Source organism: Pseudomonas sp. LPB4.O (assembly GCF_038383825.1).
Classification (GTDB): Bacteria; Pseudomonadota; Gammaproteobacteria; order Pseudomonadales; family Pseudomonadaceae; genus Aquipseudomonas; species Aquipseudomonas putida.
In genome coordinates this window covers 1,027,623-1,050,749 of the sequence record NZ_CP151298.1, presented here as the reverse complement: position 1 = coordinate 1,050,749, position 23,127 = coordinate 1,027,623, and the positions used below count along the sequence as shown (strand labels likewise).

20 protein-coding genes are annotated in these 23,127 nt (G+C 62.8%); 15 read left to right on the top strand and 5 right to left on the bottom strand.

Features of this window, described 5'->3' with window-relative positions; all coding sequences use genetic code 11:
• Window positions 1-95 precede the first annotated feature (95 nt).
• The gene (locus MRBLPB4O_RS04685) at window positions 96-470 is read left to right on the top strand and encodes a septal ring lytic transglycosylase RlpA family protein (RefSeq protein ID WP_341797643.1); all 375 of its coding nucleotides are present in this window, start codon (window positions 96-98) and stop codon (window positions 468-470) included.
• Between the two features lie 60 nt (window positions 471-530).
• Window positions 531-1,574, top strand: a complete 1,044-nt coding sequence (locus MRBLPB4O_RS04680) for a calcium/sodium antiporter (RefSeq protein WP_341797642.1) — start codon at window positions 531-533, stop codon at window positions 1,572-1,574.
• 95 nt (window positions 1,575-1,669) lie between these two features.
• Here MRBLPB4O_RS04680 and MRBLPB4O_RS04675 read toward each other — a convergent pair whose 3' ends face one another.
• The 4 genes from MRBLPB4O_RS04675 to MRBLPB4O_RS04660 all read right to left on the bottom strand — a co-directional run bounded on the left by MRBLPB4O_RS04675 (window position 1,670) and on the right by MRBLPB4O_RS04660 (window position 6,059).
• Window positions 1,670-3,028: an amino acid permease gene (locus MRBLPB4O_RS04675; RefSeq protein ID WP_016501356.1), complete on the bottom strand. Its 1,359-nt coding sequence runs from the start codon at window positions 3,026-3,028 to the stop codon at window positions 1,670-1,672.
• A gap of 56 nt (window positions 3,029-3,084) precedes the next feature.
• On the bottom strand, window positions 3,085-4,026 hold the full coding sequence (locus MRBLPB4O_RS04670) for an AEC family transporter (RefSeq protein WP_019473925.1): 942 nt from the start codon (window positions 4,024-4,026) through the stop codon (window positions 3,085-3,087).
• A gap of 216 nt (window positions 4,027-4,242) precedes the next feature.
• Window positions 4,243-4,803 carry a response regulator gene (locus tag MRBLPB4O_RS04665; RefSeq protein WP_003255244.1) on the bottom strand — a complete coding sequence of 187 codons (561 nt, stop codon included), beginning with the start codon at window positions 4,801-4,803 and terminating at the stop codon, window positions 4,243-4,245.
• The gene (locus MRBLPB4O_RS04660; protein WP_016501358.1) at window positions 4,803-6,059 is read right to left on the bottom strand and encodes an ATP-binding protein; all 1,257 of its coding nucleotides are present in this window, start codon (window positions 6,057-6,059) and stop codon (window positions 4,803-4,805) included. The genes MRBLPB4O_RS04665 and MRBLPB4O_RS04660 overlap by 1 nt, the downstream gene beginning before the upstream one ends.
• A 201-nt stretch (window positions 6,060-6,260) precedes the next feature.
• On the opposite strand from MRBLPB4O_RS04660, the gene MRBLPB4O_RS04655 reads away from it, so the two are divergent.
• The 9 genes from MRBLPB4O_RS04655 to MRBLPB4O_RS04615 all read left to right on the top strand — a co-directional run bounded on the left by MRBLPB4O_RS04655 (window position 6,261) and on the right by MRBLPB4O_RS04615 (window position 17,980).
• Window positions 6,261-6,977 carry an SIMPL domain-containing protein gene (locus MRBLPB4O_RS04655; RefSeq protein ID WP_341797641.1) on the top strand — a complete coding sequence of 239 codons (717 nt, stop codon included), beginning with the start codon at window positions 6,261-6,263 and terminating at the stop codon, window positions 6,975-6,977.
• A gap of 353 nt (window positions 6,978-7,330) precedes the next feature.
• Window positions 7,331-8,956 carry an ABC transporter substrate-binding protein gene (locus MRBLPB4O_RS04650; RefSeq protein ID WP_341797640.1) on the top strand — a complete coding sequence of 542 codons (1,626 nt, stop codon included), beginning with the start codon at window positions 7,331-7,333 and terminating at the stop codon, window positions 8,954-8,956.
• A gap of 146 nt (window positions 8,957-9,102) precedes the next feature.
• Window positions 9,103-10,695 (top strand): ABC transporter substrate-binding protein, encoded by a 1,593-nt coding sequence (locus MRBLPB4O_RS04645; protein WP_341797639.1) that lies wholly within the window; start codon window positions 9,103-9,105, stop codon window positions 10,693-10,695.
• A gap of 229 nt (window positions 10,696-10,924) precedes the next feature.
• Entirely contained in the window at window positions 10,925-12,304 is a 1,380-nt protein-coding gene (locus tag MRBLPB4O_RS04640; protein ID WP_341797638.1) for an OprD family porin, read from the top strand.
• Between the two features lie 79 nt (window positions 12,305-12,383).
• Complete coding sequence (locus tag MRBLPB4O_RS04635; RefSeq protein WP_341797637.1) at window positions 12,384-13,994, top strand: ABC transporter substrate-binding protein; 1,611 nt, start codon at window positions 12,384-12,386, stop codon at window positions 13,992-13,994.
• Window positions 13,995-14,085: 91 nt separating this feature from the next.
• Window positions 14,086-15,096 (top strand): ABC transporter permease subunit, encoded by a 1,011-nt coding sequence (locus tag MRBLPB4O_RS04630; RefSeq protein ID WP_016485006.1) that lies wholly within the window; start codon window positions 14,086-14,088, stop codon window positions 15,094-15,096.
• Between the two features lie 10 nt (window positions 15,097-15,106).
• Window positions 15,107-16,033, top strand: coding sequence for an ABC transporter permease subunit (locus MRBLPB4O_RS04625; RefSeq protein WP_016485005.1), 927 nt, complete (start codon window positions 15,107-15,109; stop codon window positions 16,031-16,033).
• A gap of 10 nt (window positions 16,034-16,043) precedes the next feature.
• Entirely contained in the window at window positions 16,044-17,012 is a 969-nt protein-coding gene (locus tag MRBLPB4O_RS04620) for an ABC transporter ATP-binding protein (protein WP_341797636.1), read from the top strand.
• Window positions 17,012-17,980 (top strand): peptide ABC transporter ATP-binding protein, encoded by a 969-nt coding sequence (locus MRBLPB4O_RS04615; protein ID WP_341797635.1) that lies wholly within the window; start codon window positions 17,012-17,014, stop codon window positions 17,978-17,980. The genes MRBLPB4O_RS04620 and MRBLPB4O_RS04615 overlap by 1 nt, the downstream gene beginning before the upstream one ends.
• A 223-nt stretch (window positions 17,981-18,203) precedes the next feature.
• Here the strand turns inward: MRBLPB4O_RS04615 and MRBLPB4O_RS04610 are convergent, their stop codons facing one another.
• Entirely contained in the window at window positions 18,204-19,103 is a 900-nt protein-coding gene (locus MRBLPB4O_RS04610; protein ID WP_341797634.1) for a hypothetical protein, read from the bottom strand.
• 211 nt (window positions 19,104-19,314) lie between these two features.
• On the opposite strand from MRBLPB4O_RS04610, the gene MRBLPB4O_RS04605 reads away from it, so the two are divergent.
• From MRBLPB4O_RS04605 to MRBLPB4O_RS04590, 4 genes are all read left to right on the top strand, one after another.
• Window positions 19,315-20,115, top strand: a complete 801-nt coding sequence (locus MRBLPB4O_RS04605; RefSeq protein WP_341797633.1) for a nuclear transport factor 2 family protein — start codon at window positions 19,315-19,317, stop codon at window positions 20,113-20,115.
• 64 nt (window positions 20,116-20,179) lie between these two features.
• The gene (locus MRBLPB4O_RS04600; protein ID WP_341797632.1) at window positions 20,180-21,586 is read left to right on the top strand and encodes an FAD-binding oxidoreductase; all 1,407 of its coding nucleotides are present in this window, start codon (window positions 20,180-20,182) and stop codon (window positions 21,584-21,586) included.
• Between the two features lie 33 nt (window positions 21,587-21,619).
• Window positions 21,620-21,961: a cupin domain-containing protein gene (locus MRBLPB4O_RS04595; protein WP_341797631.1), complete on the top strand. Its 342-nt coding sequence runs from the start codon at window positions 21,620-21,622 to the stop codon at window positions 21,959-21,961.
• 52 nt (window positions 21,962-22,013) lie between these two features.
• The gene (locus MRBLPB4O_RS04590; protein WP_016501371.1) at window positions 22,014-23,093 is read left to right on the top strand and encodes a polyamine ABC transporter substrate-binding protein; all 1,080 of its coding nucleotides are present in this window, start codon (window positions 22,014-22,016) and stop codon (window positions 23,091-23,093) included.
• Window positions 23,094-23,127 lie beyond the last annotated feature (34 nt).

Sequence of the window (23,127 nt, the reverse complement as noted above, 5' to 3'; positions counted from 1 at the left end):
TGCCCGCTCCCACAGTACTGGACCGCTCTCACAGGCGGTGATATGCCTGTGGGAGCGGGCAAGCCCGCGAATGGCCGCACTGGAGCGCATCTGACTTGCTGAAAAGATCCCTGGGTACTCTCGCCCTCTTCTCCCTGCTGGCCGGCTGCGCCAGCCACGACATCGACCCGCGCGGTTACGACCAGACGGGCACCGCTTCCTATTACGGCTCGCGCCACCACGGTAAACGCACCGCCAGCGGCGAACCGTTCAACCAGCACGGCCTTACCGCCGCCCATCGCAGCCTGCCGTTCGGCACTCGCGTACTGGTCACCAACACGACCAACCAGCGCAGTGTGGTGGTGCGCATCAACGACCGTGGCCCGCACACCCGCGGCCGCCTGATCGACCTGTCTCGCGCCGCAGCAGAAAAAATCGGCATGCTCCGTAGCGGAACAGCGCGCGTGCGAGTACAAGGGCTTAGCGACTGACGCGACAGGAGTCCGACCATTTTCGACCTGGCCACCCTTCCCACCTTCAGCCTGCTGCAATTGGGCATTGCCCTGCTGTTGCTGGTCGGCGGCGCCGAATTGCTGGTGCGCGCAGCGCTGCGCCTGGCACAACGCCTTCATGTTCGCCCGTTGATCATCGGCCTGAGCCTGGTGGCTTTCGGCAGTACCGCGCCACAACTCACCGTGAGCCTGCAGGCCACCTACCAGGGTGCGCCGGATGTGGCGGTCGGCAGCGTGATCGGCAGCAACATATTCAACGTACTGGTCATTCTCGGCCTGGCCGCGCTGATCATCCCCTTGCGCGTGTCGCGCCAGCTGGTGCGCCTGGACATTCCGCTGATGATCGTCGCCAGCGGCCTGGTCTATGCCCTGTGCGCCAACGGTTACCTGGGCCGGGTTGAAGGAGGGCTGCTGCTGCTTGGCCTGGTCGGCTACCTGGTAATGCTCTGGCACCAGTCGCGCCACTACGCACGCACCTTCCCCGCGCCGGACACCGCCAAATCCAGCGCCCGGCGCTTCTGGTCAGGCACGCTGCTGCTGGTGTTGGCCGGCCTTGCCCTGCTGAGCCTGGCGGGGCACCTGCTGCTGGAGGCCGCCGTGGAGGTTGCCACCGACCTGGGGCTGTCCGAGCGCATCATCGGCCTGACCGTCGTCGCCATCTGCACATCCCTGCCAGAGCTCGCCGCCGCATTGATCGCTGCCCTGCGCGGTGAACGGGAAATTGCCGTGGGCACGGTCATCGGCAGCAACCTGTTCAACCTGCTGGCCGTGCTGGGCCTGACCGCCCTGATCACCCCTGAGCCGCTGTCGATCTCGCCCAACGCCCTGGCGTTCGACCTGCCAGTAATGCTCGGGGTTGCCGTGCTGAGCCTGCCGGTGTTCTATTCCGGTTACCGGATCACCCGCGCCGAAGGCTTGGTATTCCTCTGCCTGTACCTGGCGTACGGGCTGCACGTGGCGGCATTCACAATGGGCATGCCGCTGGCCGGGCGCCTGGAGCGGTTGATGCTGTTCTATGTACTGCCTGTGCTCGGCGTGGTGCTGCTGTATACCACTGTGCGTGCCTGGCGCCGGCAGCATTGATCGGGCCATGTCATCTGGCGCATGCCTTAAGCCTTGTGTCGCCCTTTAGATCGAGCGCCGCGCGGGCGGCGCTCGATCTCACAGGCGATACAAATCTAACGGCGAACCTGCCGAGCCTTCTTCAGCTTGAAGGCCACCCACAGCACGGCAATCCATGCCGGGATCAGCATCACCGAGATGCGAATCGGCGGGGTCAGGTACATCACCACCAGAATCAGCACAATGAACGCCAGGCACAGGTAGTTGGTCAGCGGGTGCCCCAGGCTCTTGTAGAACGGGGTAATCCCGGCCGCCAGCTTGGCCTTGCGGAACTTCAGGTGGGTAATGCTGATGCTCGCCCAGTTGATCACCAGCGCCGACACCGCCAAGGCCATCAGCAAGCCAAAGGCCTCACCCGGCATCAGGTAGTTGATCACCACGCACAGCCCGGTAGCGAAGGCCGACACGCCCAGCGCAGTCAGCGGCACACCGCTGCGGCTGACTTTCAGCAACTGGCGCGGTGCATCGCCCTGGCTGGCAAGACCAAACAGCATGCGGCTGTTGGCGTATACGCAGCTGTTGTAGACCGACAGCGCGGCCGTCAGCACCACGATATTGAGAATGGTCGCCACCAGGTCGCTGTCCAGTTCGTGGAAGATCATCACGAACGGGCTACCGCCCTGCACCACCTTCTGCCACGGGTACAGCGACAGCAGCACCGCCAGGGCACCGATGTAGAAGATCAGGATGCGATACACCACCTGGTTGGTGGCCTTGGGGATGCTTTCGCGCGGGTTGTCGGCCTCGGCAGCGGTGATACCCACCAGCTCCAGGCCACCGAACGAGAACATGATCACCGCCAGCGCCATCACCAGGCCGCTAACACCGTTAGGGAAGAAGCCGCCGTATTGCCAGAGGTTGGCCACGCTGGCATCCGGGCCGCCATGGCCACTGCTCAGCAACCAGGCGCCGAAGCCGATCATGCTGACGATGGCCACTACCTTGATCAGGGCGAACCAGAATTCCATTTCGCCGTAGACCTTGACCTGGGTCAGGTTGATCAGGTTGATCACCACGAAGAAGATCGCCGCCGTGGCCCAGGTGGGGAAATCCGGCCACCAGTACTGCACGTAGATACCCACAGCCGTCAGCTCGGCCATGCCCACCAGCACATACACCACCCAATAGTTCCAGCCCGACACGAAGCCTGCAAACTCGCTCCAGTACTGGTGGGCAAAGTGGCTGAAGCTACCGGCTACCGGCTCTTCCACCACCATTTCGCCCAGCTGGCGCATGATCAGGAAGGCCATCAGGCCCGCGATGGCATACCCCAGCAACACGGAGGGGCCGGCCAGCTGGATGGTCTGGGCGATGCCCAGGAACAAGCCGGTACCGATGGCCCCGCCCAGCGCGATCAGCTGGATATGGCGATTCTTCAGCCCGCGCTGTAGCTCGGGCGTGCTCTGGTCTTGCATGAAGTGTCCTTTAGCTCAGTGAGGCTGTGTTTTTTGTGTTGTTTGCAGTCAAGGATCTAGATCCATCCGCCCCACTGCAAGATGAAAATGCCGATATTGGTGGTGATTGCCGCCATTAGCGTAGTAATGACGATGATCGACGCAGCCAGCTCATGGTTGCCATTGGCTGCTCGCGCCATGACGTAACTGGCTGCTGCGGTAGGGCTGCCGATGTACAGGAACAGGATGCCTAGTTCGGCCCCGCGAAAGCCGCACAGCCAGGCCCCGAGGGTGCCGACCAGCGGTAGCCAGACCATCTTCACCAGGCTGGCGTCGATGGCCAGCCTGCCGCTGTCGCGCAATGCCGCCAGCGACAGGGTGCCGCCAATACACATCAGCGCCAACGGCAGGGTCATTTGCGCCAGGTAATCCCCCGAAGTCAGCAGCCAGTTGGGTAGCGGCACCTGGCCGTAAGCCATGGGTGTCGCGACCAGCACACTGATGATCAGGGGGTTGCTGAAGATGCTCTTGCAGATGCTCCACGGGTCGGACTTCAGGTCCGGGCTGTACACCGCCAGTACTACGGCCGACAGCGAGTTGTACATGAGGATGACCAGGCCGGCGAGCACCGCCCCCAGCGAAATGCCGTAGTCGCCGTACAGGCTGGCAGCCAGGGCCAGGCCGATCACGCCGTTGTTGCCGCGGAACGCGCCCTGGGTATAGATGCCCCGGTCGGCCAGCGGGCTGCGCCAGATGGCCATGCCCCAGGCGACGGCGAAGCCAACCAGGGTGGCGGCAATGAAGTAGAGGATGACGCCGGGCTTTACCGCTGCAGCCAGGTCGGCGTGGTAGATACCGAGGAACAGCAGCGCCGGCATGCAGACGTTGAACACCAACTGCGAGGCGACACGGTTGAAATTGTCGTCGATCAGGTGGATGCGCTTGAGCAGCACGCCCATGAACAGCATGGCGAAGACAGGTGCCGTGATGTTCAGCGTCTGGATGAGAAGGGCGAGCATGCGCAAGCGATCCTGGAGAGGGTTGCCGTTAGGTGGCTAATGATACGCCAACGGCCGCTAGTTGCGGGGATCAGGTGCGATAAAGAGACGTTTCCGACAGTGCCGCCCCTATCGCCGGCAACCCGGCTCCCCTCAGGTATTGCATGCAGGCCGGAACCCGCGGGGTCCCTGTGGGAGCTGGCTTGCCGGCGATGAGGCCGGTACAGGCGAAAGGGATCAGCGCCGGACCGGGCGCTTCTGCAGCTTGCGCTGCAAGGTCCGCCGGTGCATGCCCAGCGCCCGTGCGGTGGCCGAAATGTTGCCCTCGTGCTCGTTCAGCACGCGCTGGATGTGTTCCCACTGCAGGCGGTCGACCGACATGGGGTTTTCCGGCACCAGGGTATCCAGGTCGGTGTGCTCCGACAGCAGCGCTGCCAGCACATCATCGGCGTCGGCCGGCTTGCACAGGTAGTTGCAGGCGCCGCGCTTGACCGCTTCCACCGCAGTCGCAATGCTCGAGTAGCCGGTCAGGATCACCACGCGCATTTCCGGGTCCAGCTCCAGCAGCTTGGGCAGCAGCACGAGGCCGGAATCACCGTCCATCTTCAGGTCCAGCGTGGCGTAGTCCGGCAAGTCCTGCTGCGCCAGGATCAAGCCTTCTTCGGCAGAACTGGCGGTGCTCACGCGGAAACCGCGACGGCTCATTGCCCGGGCCATGACCCGGGTGAAGGTGGCATCGTCATCCACCAACAGCAGGTGCGGCAGCTCTTCGCTTTCGACCTGGTTTTCTTCGCTCATCATTCATCTCCTCGCTTGCCATAGGGCAGGCGCAATTCGGTCAGGGTGCCACCCTGTTCATGACTATAGAGTTTTACCGAACCGCCCGCACGGGTCACGCTGGCCTTGCTCAAGAACAGGCCCAGGCCGAAGCCTTTGCCTTTGGTGGTAATGAAGGGTTTGCCGATGGCTTCGGCAATGGCCGGCGGCACGCCAGGGCCATGGTCGCGGATACTGATGACGATGTCCTGGGCATCCCAGTCCAGGTGCACCTCCAGGTCATCGGGGCAGGCATCGGCAGCATTGTTCAGCAGGTTCAGCAACGCCTGGGTCAGGTCTGGCGGCGGTGTCAGCCGCGGCACCTTGCCATCGCGCAGGCGCTGGAAGCGGTAGCTGGCTTCGGGGCGCATCAGGTGCCAACGGTTCAGCGCCTCGTCCAGCCAGGCGGTCACATCCTGCTCCACGATCGCCAGGCGGCGGTTGGCTTCGGCAGCGCGCACCAGCTGTTGCAAGGTCTCTTTGCACAGCTTTACCTGGTCCTGGAGGATCTGCAGGTCTTCCTGCAGCAGCGGGTCGGTATGGTCCTGGCGCATTTCGTTGATCAGCACACTCATGGTCGCCAGCGGCGTGCCCAGCTCATGGGCGGCACCGGCGGCCTGGGTGGCCACGGCCAGCAATTGCTCGTCGCGCAGGCTTTCTTCACGCCGTTCGGAGCGCAGCTGCTCCTGGCGGCGCAGCTCTTCGGCCATGCGCGCGGCAAAGAAGGTAATCACCGCCGCGGCGAGGGCAATGCTCAGCCACATGCCGTAGACCTGCATCTTGTCCCGCGCCATGGGCAGGCCTTCGAGCGGGTAGAACTGCACCAGCAGCAGGCTGTAGGCGGTCAGGGCGATACCCGAAAGTATCAGCGAATACAGCCACGGCAAGGTCACCGCGGCAATCGCCAGCGGTACCAGGTAATACGACACGAACGGGTTGGTCGAGCCGCCGGAGTAGTACAGCAAGGCACTGTGGATCAGCAGGTCGCAGGCCAGCTGCAGGGCGTACTCCATTTCGGTGACTGGCAGCGACAGGCGCAAGCGCAGCGCCGTAAAGGCACACAGCAGCGAGGACAACGCCAAGGTGCCAGCCAGCGACAGCCAGGGCAACGGCAGCAATTCGGTCCAGTAGGCGACGCCCACGGAGCCGGCCTGGGCAGCCAGGACCAGGACCCGAATGACGGTCAGGCGCCACAGGTTCTGGCGGGTAGCGGACAGCGGTTGTACGGCAGCGAGCATGAGCTCTCCTGATGAGTGCTCCAGAAAATCGGCTGGAGTATACCGAAGCCGGGCGCCTCACTGCAGCGATGCGGCAAAGCGCCACACTTTGTCACAGGTTGATGATGGCACTTTTGAACCCACTACACTGTTGCCGGTCTGATGGGCCATGCGTGGAATGGATGACCAGACCCCACGCCTTTTATTGCCAAGGAGTACCACATGCAAATCCCACGTCGCGGCGCCGCCCTGATCCTGTCTTGCGGCTTGCTCGCCAGCCTGCCGGCGCTGGCTGCCGATGAGCCACGTTACAACCAGGTATCGCTGCGTGCCGAAGTGAGCAAGGAAGTGGCGCGCGACCTGATGGTCGTGACCCTGTACAGCGAAGCGCAGAACACCGACCCGGGCAAGCTCGCCAAGCAGATCACCGAAACCATGAACCAGGCCGTGCAGCAGTCGCGCCAGGTCAAGGACGTGAAGATCAGCCAGGGCAGCCGCAACAGCTACCCGGTGTATGACAGCAAGGGCCAGAAGATTACCGGCTGGCGCGAGCGCGCCGAGCTGCGCCTGGAAAGCGACAACTTCCCGGCCTTGTCCCAGCTTACCGCCGACCTGCTGCAAGAGCTGAAAATGGGCGGCATGGACTTCGCCATCGCCCCGGCCACGCGCAAGGCAAGCGAGGATGCACTGCTCAAGGACGCGGTCGATGCCTTCAAGGCACGCGCGCAACTGGCCACCGAAGCGCTGGGCGGCAAGGGCTATAAAGTGGTCAGCCTGAACCTCAACAGCAGCGGTTACCCGCGCCCGTACCTGCGCAGTGCGCCGATGGCAATGAAAGCCATGGGGGCTGATGAAGCCGCGCCAGCGCCGGACATCGAGGCGGGTACCAGCGAAGTGAGCATGAATGCCGATGGCCTGATCGAAGTGCAGATGCCCTGACAGCCACAAGCTTCAAGCGGCAAGTTTCAAGTTGACGGTGAACCCGGTCTGCTTTGTCTTGTTGCTTGAAGCCTGCCGCTTGAACCTGCTTTTCAGACGTTTCCTACGCACCACCAAGGTGCATCCTACGCATACCCCCGGCTCGAAACATCCCGCAAAATGCCATCATTTTGCCTGCGCAAACGTTTAACTTCGTCGAAAGTTATAGCGATGCGACATCCATGTACGGTCGTACCACTTTTCCGGCGCCAACTATCCTTCTACCTGTTGCATTGGGAACATCCCCTGCATAAGTATCCGCAGGTCGGCTCACGAGGCCACCTCATCCAAAAAATGACAACAATGAGGCCACCATGCTCAAACACGCAGTCATTCCGTTCCTGCTTGGCGCAGGCTTACTCACCGGTGCACCGTCGGCCCTGGCCGCGTCCAACCTGGTGTTCTGCTCCGAAGGCAGCCCGGCCGGTTTCGACCCGGGGCAGTACACCACCGGGACCGACTTCGACGCCTCGGCAGAGACCGTGTTCAACCGCCTGACCCAGTTTGAACGGGGCGGCACTGCGGTCATCCCGGGCCTGGCGACCAAATGGGAAGTGTCCGACGACGGCAAGACCTACACCTTCCACCTGCGCGAAGGGGTCAAGTTCCATACCACCGACTACTTCAAGCCCAGCCGCCCCTTCAACGCCGACGACGTGCTGTTCACGTTCAACCGCATGCTCGACAAGGACAACCCGTTCCGTAAGGCCTACCCCACCGAGTTCCCGTACTTCACCGACATGGGCATGGACAAGAACATCGCCAAGGTGGAGAAACTAGACGAGAAGACGGTGAAGTTCACCCTCAACGAAGTCGACGCAGCGTTCATCCAGAACCTGGCCATGAGCTTTGCTTCCATCCAGTCGGCCGAATACGCCGACCAGTTGCTCAAGAATGGCAAGGCTGCCGACATCAACCAGAAACCGATCGGCACCGGCCCGTTCGTGTTCAGCAAGTACCAGAAGGACGCGCAGATCCGCTTCAAGGGCAACAAGGACTACTGGAAGCCCGATGACGTGAAGATCGATAACCTGATCTTCGCCATCACCACCGATGCCTCGGTGCGCATGCAGAAGCTGAAGAAGAACGAGTGCCAGGTCACCCTGTTCCCGCGCCCGGCCGACATCGAGCCGCTAAAGGCCGACCAAAATCTGCAAATGCCGCAGCAAGCCGGGTTCAACCTCGGCTACATCGCCTACAACGTGATGGGCAAGATCAAGGGCAGCAACGAGCCCAACCCCATGGCCCAGCTGAAAGTGCGCCAGGCGCTGGACATGGCCGTGGACAAGAAGAAGATCATCGAGTCGGTCTACCAGGGTGCCGGCCAGTTGGCAGTCAATGGCATGCCGCCAACGCAATGGTCCTATGACGACAGCATCAAGGACGCCGCCTTCGACCCCGAAAAGGCCAAACAACTGCTGAAGGAAGCCGGTATCAAGGAAGGCACCGAGATCACCCTATGGGCCATGCCCGTACAACGGCCGTACAACCCCAACGCCAAGCTGATGGCCGAAATGCTGCAATCCGACTGGGCCAAGATCGGCATCAAGGCAAAGATCGTCAGCTATGAATGGGGCGAGTACATCAAACGCTCCAAGGGTGGCGAACAGGGCGCCATGCTGATTGGCTGGAGCGGCGACAACGGTGACCCGGACAACTGGCTGGGCACCCTCTACGGCTGCGATGCCGTCGACGGCAACAACTTCTCCAAGTGGTGCTACAAGCCCTACGACGACCTGATCAAGCAGGCCAAGGCCACCTCCGACCAGGCCAAGCGCACCGAGCTGTACCAAAAGGCGCAGCACATCCTCAAGGAGCAGGTGCCGATCACCCCGATCGCCCACTCCACCGTGTACCAGCCCATGAGCGCCAAGGTGAAGGACTTCAAGATCAGCCCATTCGCGCTGAACTCCTTCTACGGCGTCAGCGTGGACAAATAGGCTGACTGAGGCACCCGCTGAATCGCGGGTGCCCTTCACCCCCGCCACCTCTTCATGTTGTCCTGCGGCCAAACGCTGCGGGGTCGGCAAACTGTTGCCGCCATTCGTACCCGGAGGCGGCGCGAACAGATGAAAAAGGATTTGCCATGCGCCACGTTACCCGCCTTTCTGCGCTGCTGGCCCTGGGCCTGCTCAGCCAATCCCCTGTCGTGCTGGCCAACAACCTGGTGTTCTGCTCCGAAGGCAGCCCCGCCGGTTTCGACACCGCCCAGTACACCAGCGCCACCGACAACGACGCCGCCGAACCGGTCTACAACCGCCTGGTCGAGTTCGAGCGCGGCGGTACTGCCGTGCACCCTGCCCTGGCGACCCGCTGGGAAGTCTCCGACGATGGCTTGCGCTACACCTTCCACCTGCGTGAAGGGGTGAAGTTCCACAGCAACAAGGCCTTCGAACCTGGCCGTGACTTCAATGCCGACGACGTGCTGTTCACTTTCAACCGCATGCTCGACAAGAGCCACCCGTTCCGCCAGGCCTACCCCACCGAGTTCCCTTACTTCATCAGCATGGGCCTGGACAAGAACATCGCCCACGTCGAGAAAATCGACCCACTCACCGTGGCATTCACCCTGAACACGGTCGATGCCGCGTTCATCCAGAATCTGGCCATGAGCTTCGCTTCCATCCTCTCCGCCGAATACGCCGAACACCTGATGGCCAGCGCAAGGCCGAGCGACATCAACCAGCAGCCCATTGGCACCGGGCCGTTCGTGTTCCAGCGTTACCAGAAGGATTCGCAGATCCGCTACAAGGGCAACAAGGATTACTGGGCACCGGATGAAGTGAAGATCGACAACCTGGTGTTCTCGATCAATATCGACCCTTCGGTACGCATCCAGAAGCTGCGCCGCAACGAATGCCAGGTCACCCTGCACCCACGCCCCGCCGACCTGCCGGCGCTCAAGGCCGACCGTTCGCTGCAGGTGCTGCAGCAACCGGGCTTCAACCTCGGCTACATCGCCTACAACACACAGCACCCACCCTTCGACCGGCTGGAGGTGCGCCAGGCGATGGATATGGCTGTGAACAAGAAAGCCATCCTGCAGGCGGTTTATCAGGACTCCGGCCAACTGGCGGTCAACGCCATGCCGCCCACCCAGTGGCCCTATGACGAAAGCCTCAAGGACGAGCCCTACGACCCCGAAAAGGCCAGGCAGCTGCTGCAGCAGGCGGGCGTCAAACCGGGCACCGAAGTCACCCTGTGGGCCATGCCGGTGCAACGCCCGTACAACCCCAACGCCAAGCTGATGGCCGAAATGCTCCAGGCCGACTGGAACAAGCTTGGTTTCAAGGTGCGCATCGTCAGTTACGAATGGGGCGAGTACCTCAAGCGCATGAAAAGCGGCGAACACGACATCGCCCTGATTGGCTGGACCGGCGACAACGGCGACCCGGACAACTGGCTGGGCACCCTCTACAGCTGCGATGCCATCGGCAGCAACAACTACTCGCTGTGGTGCGACCCGCAGTACGACAGCCTGGTCAAGCAGGCCAAGCAGGTCACCGACCAGGCGCAGCGCAGCGCCCTGTACCAGCAGGCCCAGCAGCGGCTCAAGCAGCAGGTGCCGATTACCCCGGTGGCGCACTCCACCGTGAACCAGCCGCTCAGCGTCAAGGTTTCCGGGTTCAAGGTCAGCCCGTTTGGGCGCAATGATTTCTCCGGCGTGAGTGTTGACTGACTTTTAGCCTTCAAGGGCCTCTTCGCGGGTAAACCCGCTCCCACAAGTACCCCCATCAGCCAGGGCCTGCACAGGTCCCTGTGGGAGCGGGTTTACCCGCGAAAAGGCCGGTACAGGTAGCACAACACCCCCGATTTAGCCCGGCGACCCCGGGCAACCCTGGCAACACCGCAACAACCATCCGGCCCACAAGGCCGGCAATGACTAGAAAAAAATGGGAGCTTCAACCTTGAGAGTATTCACCCTGACCGCACTGGCCTTATCCATCAGTGCCTTTTCCACCGTGGCCCAGGCCGGTCCGCAAAGCCAGGCCTTCATCCCGCTCACCCTCAAAGCCAGCAGCGAGCAGGCGCAAGCCAGCGGCTTCATCGACGGCCAGAGCCTGTCCGGCACCACCCGCAACTGGTACGCCCGTGAACGCGCCGCACGCGCGCCGCTGTGGCGCTACTACAAGAGCGACGGCACCCGCCACCCCACCCACAGCCGGGAAAACTGGGTGCAAGGCACCATCCTCAACTACAGCTCCGGTTTCACCCAAGGCACCGTGGGCATCGCCGTCGAGGCCGCAGCCTACAACGCCATTGCCCTGCAACAGAACCGCCAGGCCGTCGCCGGCCCCAACAACCGCACCCTGACCCACAGCGATGGCGACCCCATCGGCCAGTGGAGCAAGCTGGGCCTGGGCAATATCAAGGCGCGTGTGTCCAACACCACCCTTACCCTCGGCCGTCAGTCGGTGGACACGCCGATGATCGCCTACATCGGCAACCGCGCCTTGCCATCGAGCTTCCAGGGCGCGTTCCTGCACAGCGCCGAGTTCGACAACCTGAGCTTCGACCTGGGCACCTTCGACCGTGTCTCGCCACGTACCGAACAGAGCCTGAGCAAGTTCCGCAGCGAATACAGCGCCACGGGTGTGGAAACCGACCGCGCCAGCACCGCCGGCATCAACTACCAGCCGTTCAGGAGCCTGAGCACCAGCCTGTACGCCACCCAGGTCGACGACTTCTGGAACCAGTACTACTTCGGCGCCAACCACGTGCTCGGCGACAGCGCAGTGCTCAGCCTGAGCACCGGCCTGAACTACTACAAGACCGTGGATGCCGGCAGCCAGAAAATGGGCAAGATCGACAACGACACCTACAGCCTGTCGCTCGACCTGACCCACCAGGCCCACACCCTCGGTGCCTCCTGGCAGCAGGTGAACGGCAACGAGTACTTCGACTACCTGCACGAAACCAACGGCATCTACCTGGCCAACTCGCTGCTGTCGGACTTCAACGGCCCCAACGAAAAATCGCTGAAGATCTCCTACGTACTGAACATGGCGCCCTACGGCGTGCCCGGCCTGAAGTTCAACCTGTACAACGCCCGCGGCTGGGGCATCGACGGCACCCACTACCGCGGCACCGCCTACGACGTGAATGGCCTGAACGGCGAAACCCACTACGAGTGGGGCATCGGCACCAGCTACGCGGTGCAGAGCGGGCCGCTGAAAGACACCAGCGTCCGCGCCACCTACACCACCCACCGTGCCAGCAAGGCCCAGGGTGACGGCAGCCTGGACGAGTTCCGCGTGGTCACCACCATTCCATTCAACATTCTTTGACCGCTGGCGCCACGGCCCCTTCGTGACGGGCCGTGGCGGCTACGCTGGAATCAATGCAAAAGCAGGGAGTCTTCAACCCATGCAGAGAGCTTTCATCAAATCGCTACCGCTACGCCTGGCCCTGGCCGCGCTGGTGCTGGGCAGCGCCGCGCAGCTTGCAGCCAAACCGCTGGTGGTGTGTACCGAGGCCAGCCCGGAAGGATTCGACGTTGTCCAGTACACCACCGCCGTCACCTTTGATGCTTCGGCCGAGACGCTCTTCAACCGCCTGGTCGACTTCAAGCCCGGCACCACTGACATCCAGCCAGCCCTGGCCGAGCGCTGGGATATCTCGCCAGACGGCCTGACCTACACCTTCCATCTGCGCCAAGGGGTGAAGTTTCACACCACCGACTACTTCAAGCCAACCCGCGACTTCAACGCCGACGACGTGTTGTGGAGCCTCAACCGCCAACTGGATCCGAACCATCCGTGGCACGACAAGACCAGTGTCGGTTACCCGTATTTTGAAAGCATGGCCTTCAAAGAGCTGCTCAAGTCGGTGAAGAAGGCCGACGAGCGCACCGTGGTGATCACCCTAGCCCGCCCGGAAGCGCCCTTCCTGCATGACATGGCCATGGGTTTCACCTCGATCTACTCCGCCGAGTACGGTGACCAGTTACTCAAGGCTGGTAAAACCGCTGAGCTGAACAGCAAGCCGATCGGCACCGGCGCGTTCATTTTCCAGCGCTACAACAAGGACGCGCAGGTGCGCTTCAAACCCAACCCGGACTACTTCCGCGGTAAACCGCCGGCCGACGCCCTGGTGTTCGCCATTACCTCCGACAGCAACGTGCGCCTGCAAAAGCTGCGCGCCAATGAATGCCAGGTCGCCCTGTATCCCAAGCCGGATGACGTGCCATCGATCAAGACCGACCCAAAGCTCCAGGTCGCCGAAATCGAAGCCCTGGTCACCGGCTACATCGCCATGAATACCGAGCACAAATACCTCAGCGATGTACGCGTGCGCAAAGCCATCAATATGGCTTTCGACCGCCAGACCCATGTTGACCAGCTGTTTGGCAAAGGCAACGCGCTGGTGGGTGTGAACCCCTACCCGCCGACCATGCCTGGCTACAACACTGCAAACCAGAACCCGCCCCGTGACCTCGCAAGAGCACGCGCCCTGCTCAAGGAAGCTGGCGTGCCGGACGGCACGGTGATGACGCTATTCACCCGCAACGGCGGCGGTATGACCAATCCCAACCCTCGCTTATCTGCCGAAATGCTGCAGGCCGACCTGAAACAGATCGGCCTGAAGCTGGATATCCGCGTGATGGAGTGGGCCGAAATGCTGCGCCGCGCCAAGAAGGGCGAAGCCGACATGGTGTCCACCGGCTGGGCGGGCGACAACGGCGATCCAGACAACTTCCTCACCCCACTGCTTAGCTGCGACGCGGCCAAGACCGGCGAGAACTATGCCCGCTGGTGCAACTCGAAATTCCAGGAACTGATCACCCGTGCCCGCGAGGTGGTCGACAACGAGGAGCGTGCAAGGCTCTATAGCGAGGCATTGAAGGTGTACGATGACGACCAACCCTGGATCAGCATGGCCCATCCAAAGATGTTCACCGCCATGCGTGACAACGTGGAGGGCTACGTGATCAGCCCTCTGACCAACAATAACTTCGCCACCACCAAGGTGAAGTAGAACAACAACGACCGCCGGCAACCCATACGGGAACCGGCGGCACTGCCGTAGCGGGCTGATCGCCCCACGGCCTGATGAGGTAACCCCGACAATGTTGAGTTTTATTGCCCGGCGCCTTGGCCTGTTGATACCGACCTTTTTCGGCATCACCTTGCTCACCTTCGCGCTCATACGCCTGATCCCCGGGGACCCGGTGGAAGTGATGATGGGCGAGCGCAGGGTCGACCCCGAAATGCACGCCCAGGCCATGGAACGCCTGGGCCTTAACAAGCCGCTGCCGGTCCAGTACCTGGACTACGTCGGCAAGCTCGCCCAGGGTGACCTCGGGGAATCGCTGCGCACCCGCGAAAGCGTGTGGACCGAATTCCTCACGCTGTTCCCGGCCACCCTCGAACTGGCCTTCGCTGCCCTGCTGTTCGCCGGCATCGTCGGCCTGCTGGCCGGGGTGATTGCCGCGCTCAAGCGCGGCTCACTGTTCGACCACGGGGTCATGGGCATATCCCTGGCCGGCTACTCGATGCCGATCTTCTGGTGGGGCCTGATCCTGATCATGTTCTTCTCGGTAAGCCTGGGCTGGACCCCGGTGTCCGGGCGTATCGACCTGCTTTACGACATCGAGCCGAAGACCGGCTTCATGCTCATCGATACCCTGCTCAGCGACGAAGAAGGCGCGTTCAAGGACGCGGTGATGCACCTGATTTTGCCAGCCATCGTGCTCGGCACCATCCCGCTGGCGGTAATCGCCCGCATGACCCGTTCGTCGATGCTTGAAGTGCTGCGCGAAGACTACATCCGCACCGCTCGCGCCAAGGGCCTTTCGCCCGCCCGGGTGGTGTTCGTGCATGGCCTGCGCAACGCCCTGATTCCGGTGCTCACGGTGTTCGGCCTGCAGGTCGGCACACTACTGGCCGGTGCAGTGCTGACCGAAACCATCTTTTCCTGGCCGGGCATCGGCAAGTGGCTGATCGAAGCCATCGGTGCCCGTGACTACCCCGTGGTCCAGAACGGCATCCTGTTGATTGCCTGCCTGGTGATCCTGGTCAACTTCGTCGTGGACATCCTCTACGGACTGGCCAACCCACGCATCCGTCATCAGCGCTGAGGCCTTTGCCATGACTAGCCCGATTGCAAAATCCGTGTCGCCGGCCAGCCCGGTGGACCAGAGCCTGCTCTACCCCTCGCCGTACAAAGAATTCTGGCAAGCCTTCGCGCGCAACAAAGGCGCGGTAATGGGCCTGGCCTTCATGTGCCTGGTGGTGTTCTGCGCACTGTTCGCGCCATGGGTTGCCCCCCATGACCCGAGCGAGCAGTACCGCGACTTCCTGCTGACCCCGCCGGTATGGCTCGAAGGCGGCACCTGGCAGTTCATCCTCGGCACCGACGAACTGGGCCGCGACCTGCTTTCGCGCTTGATCCAAGGGGCGCGGCTGTCGCTGCTGATCGGCCTGTCGTCGGTGGTGATGTCGCTGATCCCGGGCATCCTGCTGGGCCTGCTGGCCGGCTTCTTCCCGCACATCCTCGGCCCGTCGATCATGCGCCTGATGGACGTGATGCTGGCCCTGCCCTCCCTGCTGCTGGCCGTGGCCATCGTCGCCATCCTCGGCCCAGGGCTGATCAATACGGTGATCGCCATCGCCATCGTATCCCTGCCCTCCTACGTGCGCCTGACCCGGGCTGCGGTGATGGTCGAGCTGAACCGCGACTACGTCACCGCCGCACGCCTGGCAGGTGCCGGGCTGCCACGGCTGATGTTCGTCACCGTGCTGCCCAACTGCATGGCGCCGCTGATCGTGCAGGCCACCCTCAGCTTCTCCTCGGCGATCCTCGACGCTGCCGCCCTGGGCTTCCTCGGCCTGGGCGTGCAACCGCCGACCCCGGAGTGGGGCACCATGCTGGCTTCGGCCCGTGACTACATCGAGCGTGCCTGGTGGGTGGTGAGCCTGCCCGGCCTGACCATTCTGCTCAGTGTGCTGGCAATCAACCTGATGGGCGACGGCCTGCGCGATGCGCTGGACCCGAAACTCAAGAACGCCGCCTGAGGAGAACGCCATGTCACTGTTGCAAATCAAAAACCTGAACGTGCGCTTCGGCGATGCCAATGCGGTACCCGTGGTCGATGGCCTGGACTTGTCGGTGGACGCCGGGGAAATCCTGGCCATCGTCGGCGAATCCGGCTCGGGCAAATCCGTGACCATGATGGCCTTGATGGGCCTGATCGACGCCCCCGGGCGCATCACCGCCGACACCCTCAGCTTCGACGGCACCGACATGCTCAAGCTCAGCGGCCGCCAGCGGCGCAAGGTGGTGGGCAAGGACATCGCCATGGTCTTCCAGGACCCGATGACCGCGCTCAACCCCAGCTATACCGTGGGCTACCAGATCGAAGAAGTGCTGCGCCAGCACCTGGGCCTGAAGGGCAAGGCCGCGCGCCAGCGTGCCCTTGAACTGTTGAAAAAGGTCGAGATCCCGGCAGCGGAAAGCCGCCTGGACGCCTACCCGCACCAGCTGTCTGGCGGCATGAGCCAGCGCGTGGCGATTGCCATGGCCATTGCCGGCGAGCCCAAGCTGCTGATCGCAGACGAGCCGACCACCGCGCTGGACGTGACCATCCAGGCGCAGATCATGGAGCTGCTGGTCAACCTGCAGAAGGAGCGCAACATGGCGCTCATCCTGATCACCCACGACCTTGCCGTGGTCGCCGAAACGGCCAGGCGGGTATGCGTGATGTACGCAGGCGAAGCCGTCGAAGTGGGCCAGGTGCCGACGCTGTTCGACGTGCCCGCCCACCCTTACAGCGAAGCCTTGCTGGCGGCGATCCCCGAGCACAGCATCGGCGCCGAGCGCCTGGCCACCCTGCCCGGCATCGTCCCCGGCCGCTACGACCGCCCGGTCGGCTGCCTGTTGTCGCCGCGCTGCCCCTACGTGCGAGACAACTGCCGGCGCCAGCGCCCGCCTCTCGATCCTCAGGCCCACAGCCTGGTGCGTTGCTTCTATCCGCTGAACCAGGAGGTGGCGTGATGGCCGTCGTTCTATCTGCCCGGGACCTGACCCGGCATTACGAAGTCTCCCGCGGGCTGTTCAAAGGCCACGCCCTGGTCCGCGCACTGAATGGCGTGTCGTTCGAACTGGAAGCCGGCAAGACCTTGGCGGTGGTCGGCGAGTCCGGCTGCGGCAAGTCGACCCTGGCCCGTGCCCTGACCCTCATCGAAGAACCGTCGTCCGGTTCGCTGCAAATCGCCGGTACCGAGGTGACAGGCGCCAGCAAGGCGCAGCGCAAGCAACTGCGCCGCGATGTGCAAATGGTGTTCCAGAGCCCTTACGCCTCGCTTAACCCACGGCAGAAAATTGGTGACCAGCTGGCCGAGCCACTGCTGATCAACACCTCGCTGAGCAAGGCCGAGCGGCGCGAGAAAGTGCAAAAAATGATGGAGCAGGTGGGCCTGCGCCCGGAACACTACCAGCGCTACCCGCACATGTTCTCCGGGGGCCAGCGCCAGCGCATTGCCCTGGCCCGGGCGATGATGCTGCAACCCAAAGTGCTGGTGGCGGACGAGCCGACCTCGGCGCTGGACGTGTCGATCCAGGCACAGGTGCTGAACCTGTTCATGGACTTGCAGAAGGAGTTCGACACCGCCTACGTGTTCATCTCGCACAACCTGGCTGTGGTGCGACATGTGGCCGATCACGTGCTGGTGATGTACCTGGGGCGCCCGGTGGAAATGGGGGCCAAGGATGATATCTACGAGAAACCGCTGCATCCCTACACCCAGGCGCTGCTGTCGGCGACGCCAGCCATTCATCCCGACCCGCTGAAGCCGAAGATCCGCATTGTCGGGGAGCTGCCCAACCCGCTGAATCCACCGGATGGGTGCGCGTTTCACAAGCGTTGCCCGTATGCGACCGAGCGGTGTGCCAAGGAGGTGCCGGCGTTACGGCAGGTGAGTAGCCGGCAGGTGGCTTGCCACTATGCCGAGCAGTTCCTGTAGATGACCGGGGGCGCTTTGCGCCCCATTCGCAGCACAAGGCTGCTCCTGCAAGGGATCGCGATAACAGGGGATATCGCGGTCGTCTGTAGGAGCAGCCTTGTGCTGCGAGAGGGCCGCAAGGCGGCCCTCTCGGTCAATGCATGAAAATGGCGATGAGGATGATGACCGGGATCGGTACACCAAGCATCCAGAGCAGTATCGAGCGCATGTCGGTTCTCCTTGCTTAACGTTGAATGGTGCGATGTGCGACGTACTCACCTTCCAGCCACTGCACCTGGTCACGACGGCGACCACCGTAAAGCGCTGCAAGGCTGGCGAAGAAGGCGCCACACAGCAGCGCGACGAAGGTCCACAATGCTGTCCAGGCAGCTACTTTGGCGGCGGTATCAGCGGCTTGCTTGGCCTGCACTTTCAACTGTTGCACCTGGGCCATCACCTGATCGACACGGGCTTCGGCCTCGGCTTGGGTCAGACGGGTGCGCTGGGCCACCAGCTGCGCCAGGTAGGTGCGGTCCTCGGCAGGTAGCGCACCATCGCTGGCAATGCCTTTGGCCAGGATGCGTGCGGCTACGCCGTTTGCTGCATCGTCGCTCACGGGTGCAGGGCCATCGCCACGGAACAGGCTATCGACGAAATAGCCCATCGAATCGTTGTTGTCACCGGACGCCGCCACACCACCGGCAGCCGCCGATACTGTGGCCGCCTGCGAAGCCGCGCTGGCACCAGCGCCCACCAGGTTGCCCGCAGCGCCCAGCACCAGCATGGCCGTGACCAGGGTAGCTACAGCCCAGGACAGGAAGCCATGCGCGGTATCGCGGAAATACACTTCATCGCCATGCAAGTTGGCCCATTTCACCCGCAACCGACCGGCAATGTAGCCGCCCAGGCCCGAAGCGATGATCTGCGTCAGCAGCAGCCATACGATGGTGGAAATGCCCAGGGCCTTGGCACTGGCCCCCTCGTCTGCCCAAGGGGAAGTAGCTGCGAAGCCAAGCCCTGCACCAAGGACCACCAGGATCAGGGACAAGGCAGCTGCGGTAGCGGCGCCAGCGAAAATCGCAGCCCAGGAAACACCTGAGCGGCTTTGTGAATCGACAGCGGGATAGTCGGCAGGGGTGATCATGATGTTTTCGCCTTAAGTGGTTAGCGACAAGTCCATTCGCGCAGTAACCACTGCAGCGGCTGTGCCATTTGCGACAAAAAATTACACCCTTATAAAACAAAGAGTTAGAAATATCGGCTTGTTCATGATCGTGCAAATTGCGCGACTTGGCGCTGTGCATCAGGTGTTCTGCATTCTTGTAGCAAGCTTTGCGCCGAGGCATCATTCACCCATGACGCTCCCTGATGGCCCTGCCCAGACCCCGATTACCGCCGACACGGTGCTGCGCTACCACCTGTGCTGGAAGCATCGCGACCTCGACGGCGTCATTGCGCTGTACCACCCCGACATCCAGTACCACGATTTCTTCCAGAACCGCGTGCTTGGCTACGTTGAGTTGCGCGACTACGTGCGCGCCTGCCTGCCCCATGAAGCCGGCGAAGATATCGTTCACAGCGACCGAATCCGCGTCGATGGCTGCACCGCATTCATCCAGTACCAGGTCACCGTCCAGGGCGGTGACGGCCTGGTGGCGTTCCAGTCCAGCGAGGCGATCACCGTCAAGGACGGGCTGATCTGGCGGGTCAACGAATACGCCACGCTGGTTCGCCAGAACGACAGCGGGGATGGCCGCAGCGGCCCGCGCCCGGCCACCAGCCGCCTGGGCCTGTCGCCGCGGCAGCTGTCGACCATGGCCCAGGACCTGGAGCACTACTTCCAGCGCCAGCGCCCCTACCTGGACACGGAGCTGGACCTGCAGCAGGTGGCCGACGCCAGCGGCTACAGCCGCAACCAGATTTCCTACCTGCTGAACCAGGTGCTCGGGCAAAGCTTCTACCGCTACGTCAACCAGGCCCGCCTGCAGCACCTGATGGCCAGCCTCGACGACGACAGCGTCGAGGCGACGATCGACGAGCTGGCGTTCAGCGCCGGTTTCAACTCGCTGTCGGCGTTCTACAAGTGCTTCCGCGAGCACACCGGGCTCACGCCCAAGGCCTACCTCAAGCAAATTTCTCTGCGTGCACGCACGTAAGACAGCCACTGGCTGACAGCACTAGGATCGCCCACAGACCTTGACCGATGTGGAGCCGAACCCGATGCAACCCCTGCGCACGCTCAGCCTGTGGATGGACCAGCTCGAAGAGCCATTGTGCGCCCGCCCGGCCCTGCACGAAGACCTGGCAGTGGATGTGTGCATCATCGGTGCCGGCTACACCGGCCTGTGGACCGCCTACTACCTCAAGCGCCAGGCGCCACAACTGAGCATCGCCGTGATCGACGCCAACATCGCCGGCTTCGGCGCGTCCGGGCGCAATGGCGGCTGGCTGATGGGCAACCTGCTGGGCGAAGACCGCCTGCTCGCCACCCTGTCGCCACAACAGCGCCGCGCCAGCATCGACCTGCTGCACGGCATTCCCGATGAAGTGCAGGGTGTGTTGCAACGCGAAGGCATCGACTGCGACTACCGCAAGGGCGGCGTGCTGTACTGCGCCGCGCGCTACCCGGAGCAAGAACGCAGCCTGCGTGCCTACCTCGATGACTTGTATCGCCAAGGCATGACCGAGGACGACTACCGCTGGCTACGCCCCGAGCAACTGGAAAACCAGCTGCGGGTCAGTAATGCATTTGGTGCCATCTACAGCCCGCACACAGCGACCATCCAGCCGGCCAAGCTGGTGCGTGGCCTGGCGCGGGCCGTGGAAGCGCTGGGGGTGCCAATCTACGAAAACGCCCCGGCCATCGACTGGCAACCCGGCGAGGTGCGCACCCCGCTGGCGCGGATTCGCTGCCAGTGGATGGTGCCGGCCGTCGAAGGCTACGCCGCCAGCCTGCCGCCGCTGGGCAAGCACCAGTTACCAGTACAGAGTTTGCTGATAGCCACCGAACCGCTGCCGGAATCGACCTGGGAGCAGATCGGCCTGAGCCAGGGCCAAGCCTTCAGCGAGAGCAGCCGTCAGGTCACCTATGGCCAGCGCACTGCCGACAACCGCCTGGTATTCGGCGCACGCGGTGGTTATCGCTTCGGTGGCCGCCTGCGCGAAAACTTCAACCTCCAAGAGCACGAAATCGAACTGCGCCGCTACCTGTTCAGCGAGCTGTTCCCGCAGCTCAAGCATGTGCGCATCACCCACTCCTGGGGCGGCAACCTGGGCATGGCGCGACGCTTCCGCCCGCACATGCTCTGCGACCGTCAGCGCGGCATTGCCCTGGCCGGTGGCTACGGTGGCGAAGGCGTCGGTGCCACCAACCTGGGCGGACGCACCCTGGCGGCGCTAATCCTTAACCAGCACAACGAACTGACTGCGCAACCTTGGGTACTGGACAACCGCCCCGTATCGAGTCTGGCCAGCTGGCCGCCAGAGCCCTGCCGCTGGCTGGGCTACAACGCGATCATCCAAAGCTTCGTCCACGAGGACCGGACCCTCGCCAACCCCGCCAGCGCGCCGTGGAGGCGGCGCCTGGCCAGCTCGCTTGCGGACTTCATGGAAGGCTTCATGCACTGACTTCCCTTATCAACTGCACAGGATCCACCGGTCATGAGCATTACCCAGTTCAAGAACACCGACAGCGCTGTGCTCGACAGCTCCAACCCGGTCGCGGTGCCGCTTGGCGAACCCGTGGCGGTGACATCTGTCACCTGCGTGGAACGCAGTGATGGCGTCGAAACCGGCATCTGGGAGTGCACCCCGGGGCGCTGGCGGCGGCAGATCGTGCAACAGGAGTTCTGCCATTTCATCAAGGGCCGCTGCACCTTCACCCCCGACGGTGGCGAGCCCCTGGTCATAGAAGCCGGAGACGCATTGATGCTACCGGCCAACAGCACCGGCATCTGGGACATCCAGGAGACCGTGCGCAAGACCTACGTACTCATTTTCTGATCCGCTGATCGCCTGCCTTCGATAACAACAGACAAAGCAAGGTAAACCCGACATGCGCACGCTCCTTCTCGCTCCCCTGATGCTGGCCGCCAGTGTGGCCGGCGCCGCCGAAACGGTGAAAATCTACAACTGGTCCAGCTACGTCGCCCCCGACACGCTGAAGAACTTCCAGCAAGCCAGCGGCATCGTGCCCACCTACGACGTGTACGACAGCAACGAAACCCTCGACGGCAAGCTGATGACCGGCAACTCCGGCTACGATGTGGTGTTCCCTTCCAACCACTTCATGGCCCGGCAGATCCAGGGCAAGGCCCTGAAGAAGCTGGACAAGTCGCAGCTGCCCAACTGGCAAAACCTCAACCCGGTGCTGCTCAAGGCACTGGAGGTGAACGACCCGGGCAACCAGTACGGCTTCCCGTACCTGTGGGGCAGTACCGGCATCGGCTACAACATCGACAAGGTCAAGGCGGTGCTCGGCGACAACGCGCCGGTGGACTCGTGGGACCTGATCTTCAAGCCCGAGTACATGAGCAAGCTGAAAAGCTGTGGCGTCGCCGTACTGGACAACGGCCCCGAACTGCTGCCGATTGCCCTGCACTACCTGGGCCTGCCGCACCACAGCCAGAACCCGGCGGACTACGACAAGGCCAAGGCGTTGTTGATGCAGGTGCGGCCTTACATCAGCTACTTCCATTCATCGAAGTACACCGGCGACCTGGCCAATGGCGATATCTGTGTGGTGGTGGGCTTCTCGGGGGATGTGCTGCAAGCGAAAAACCGTGCCGAAGAAGCGAAGAACGGGGTGAAGGTGGGCTATTCGATACCCAAGGAAGGCGCGCCCATGTGGTTTGACATGGTGGCCATGCCGGCCGATGCTCCGGACGAAAAAGCCGGGTATGCCTACATGAACTACCTGCTGCAGCCAGAGGTGATGGCCAACATCAGCAACCATGTGCAATACGCTAACGGCAACCTGAAAGCGGACGGGCTGGTGGAGCCGGCCATGAAGGGCAATACGATGATTTACCCGAGCGAAGACATGATGGGTAAATTGTATGCGCTGGAAGCGATGCCGGCGAAGATCGACCGCATTCGCACCCGGATCTGGACCAGTATCAAAGCCGGAAATTGAAATGGGGCCGCCTAGCGGCCCCCGATTTCAGGCC

Excerpts from the sequence above, each read along its gene's own strand:
- MRBLPB4O_RS04635 (WP_341797637.1), top strand. The coding sequence starts at position 12,384 with ATGCAGAGAGCTTTCATCAAATCGCTACCGCTACGCCTGGCCCTGGCC.
- MRBLPB4O_RS04605 (WP_341797633.1), top strand. The coding sequence starts at position 19,315 with ATGACGCTCCCTGATGGCCCTGCCCAGACCCCGATTACCGCCGACACG.
- MRBLPB4O_RS04630 (WP_016485006.1), top strand. The coding sequence starts at position 14,086 with ATGTTGAGTTTTATTGCCCGGCGCCTTGGCCTGTTGATACCGACCTTT.
- MRBLPB4O_RS04600 (WP_341797632.1), top strand. The coding sequence starts at position 20,180 with ATGCAACCCCTGCGCACGCTCAGCCTGTGGATGGACCAGCTCGAAGAG.
- MRBLPB4O_RS04670 (WP_019473925.1), bottom strand. The coding sequence starts at position 4,026 with ATGCTCGCCCTTCTCATCCAGACGCTGAACATCACGGCACCTGTCTTC.
- MRBLPB4O_RS04595 (WP_341797631.1), top strand. The coding sequence starts at position 21,620 with ATGAGCATTACCCAGTTCAAGAACACCGACAGCGCTGTGCTCGACAGC.
- MRBLPB4O_RS04655 (WP_341797641.1), top strand. The coding sequence starts at position 6,261 with ATGCAAATCCCACGTCGCGGCGCCGCCCTGATCCTGTCTTGCGGCTTG.
- MRBLPB4O_RS04665 (WP_003255244.1), bottom strand. The coding sequence starts at position 4,803 with ATGAGCGAAGAAAACCAGGTCGAAAGCGAAGAGCTGCCGCACCTGCTG.
- MRBLPB4O_RS04675 (WP_016501356.1), bottom strand. The coding sequence starts at position 3,028 with ATGCAAGACCAGAGCACGCCCGAGCTACAGCGCGGGCTGAAGAATCGC.
- MRBLPB4O_RS04660 (WP_016501358.1), bottom strand. The coding sequence starts at position 6,059 with ATGCTCGCTGCCGTACAACCGCTGTCCGCTACCCGCCAGAACCTGTGG.
- MRBLPB4O_RS04590 (WP_016501371.1), top strand. The coding sequence starts at position 22,014 with ATGCGCACGCTCCTTCTCGCTCCCCTGATGCTGGCCGCCAGTGTGGCC.
- MRBLPB4O_RS04625 (WP_016485005.1), top strand. The coding sequence starts at position 15,107 with ATGACTAGCCCGATTGCAAAATCCGTGTCGCCGGCCAGCCCGGTGGAC.
- MRBLPB4O_RS04645 (WP_341797639.1), top strand. The coding sequence starts at position 9,103 with ATGCGCCACGTTACCCGCCTTTCTGCGCTGCTGGCCCTGGGCCTGCTC.
- MRBLPB4O_RS04615 (WP_341797635.1), top strand. The coding sequence starts at position 17,012 with ATGGCCGTCGTTCTATCTGCCCGGGACCTGACCCGGCATTACGAAGTC.
- MRBLPB4O_RS04650 (WP_341797640.1), top strand. The coding sequence starts at position 7,331 with ATGCTCAAACACGCAGTCATTCCGTTCCTGCTTGGCGCAGGCTTACTC.
- MRBLPB4O_RS04610 (WP_341797634.1), bottom strand. The coding sequence starts at position 19,103 with ATGATCACCCCTGCCGACTATCCCGCTGTCGATTCACAAAGCCGCTCA.
- MRBLPB4O_RS04620 (WP_341797636.1), top strand. The coding sequence starts at position 16,044 with ATGTCACTGTTGCAAATCAAAAACCTGAACGTGCGCTTCGGCGATGCC.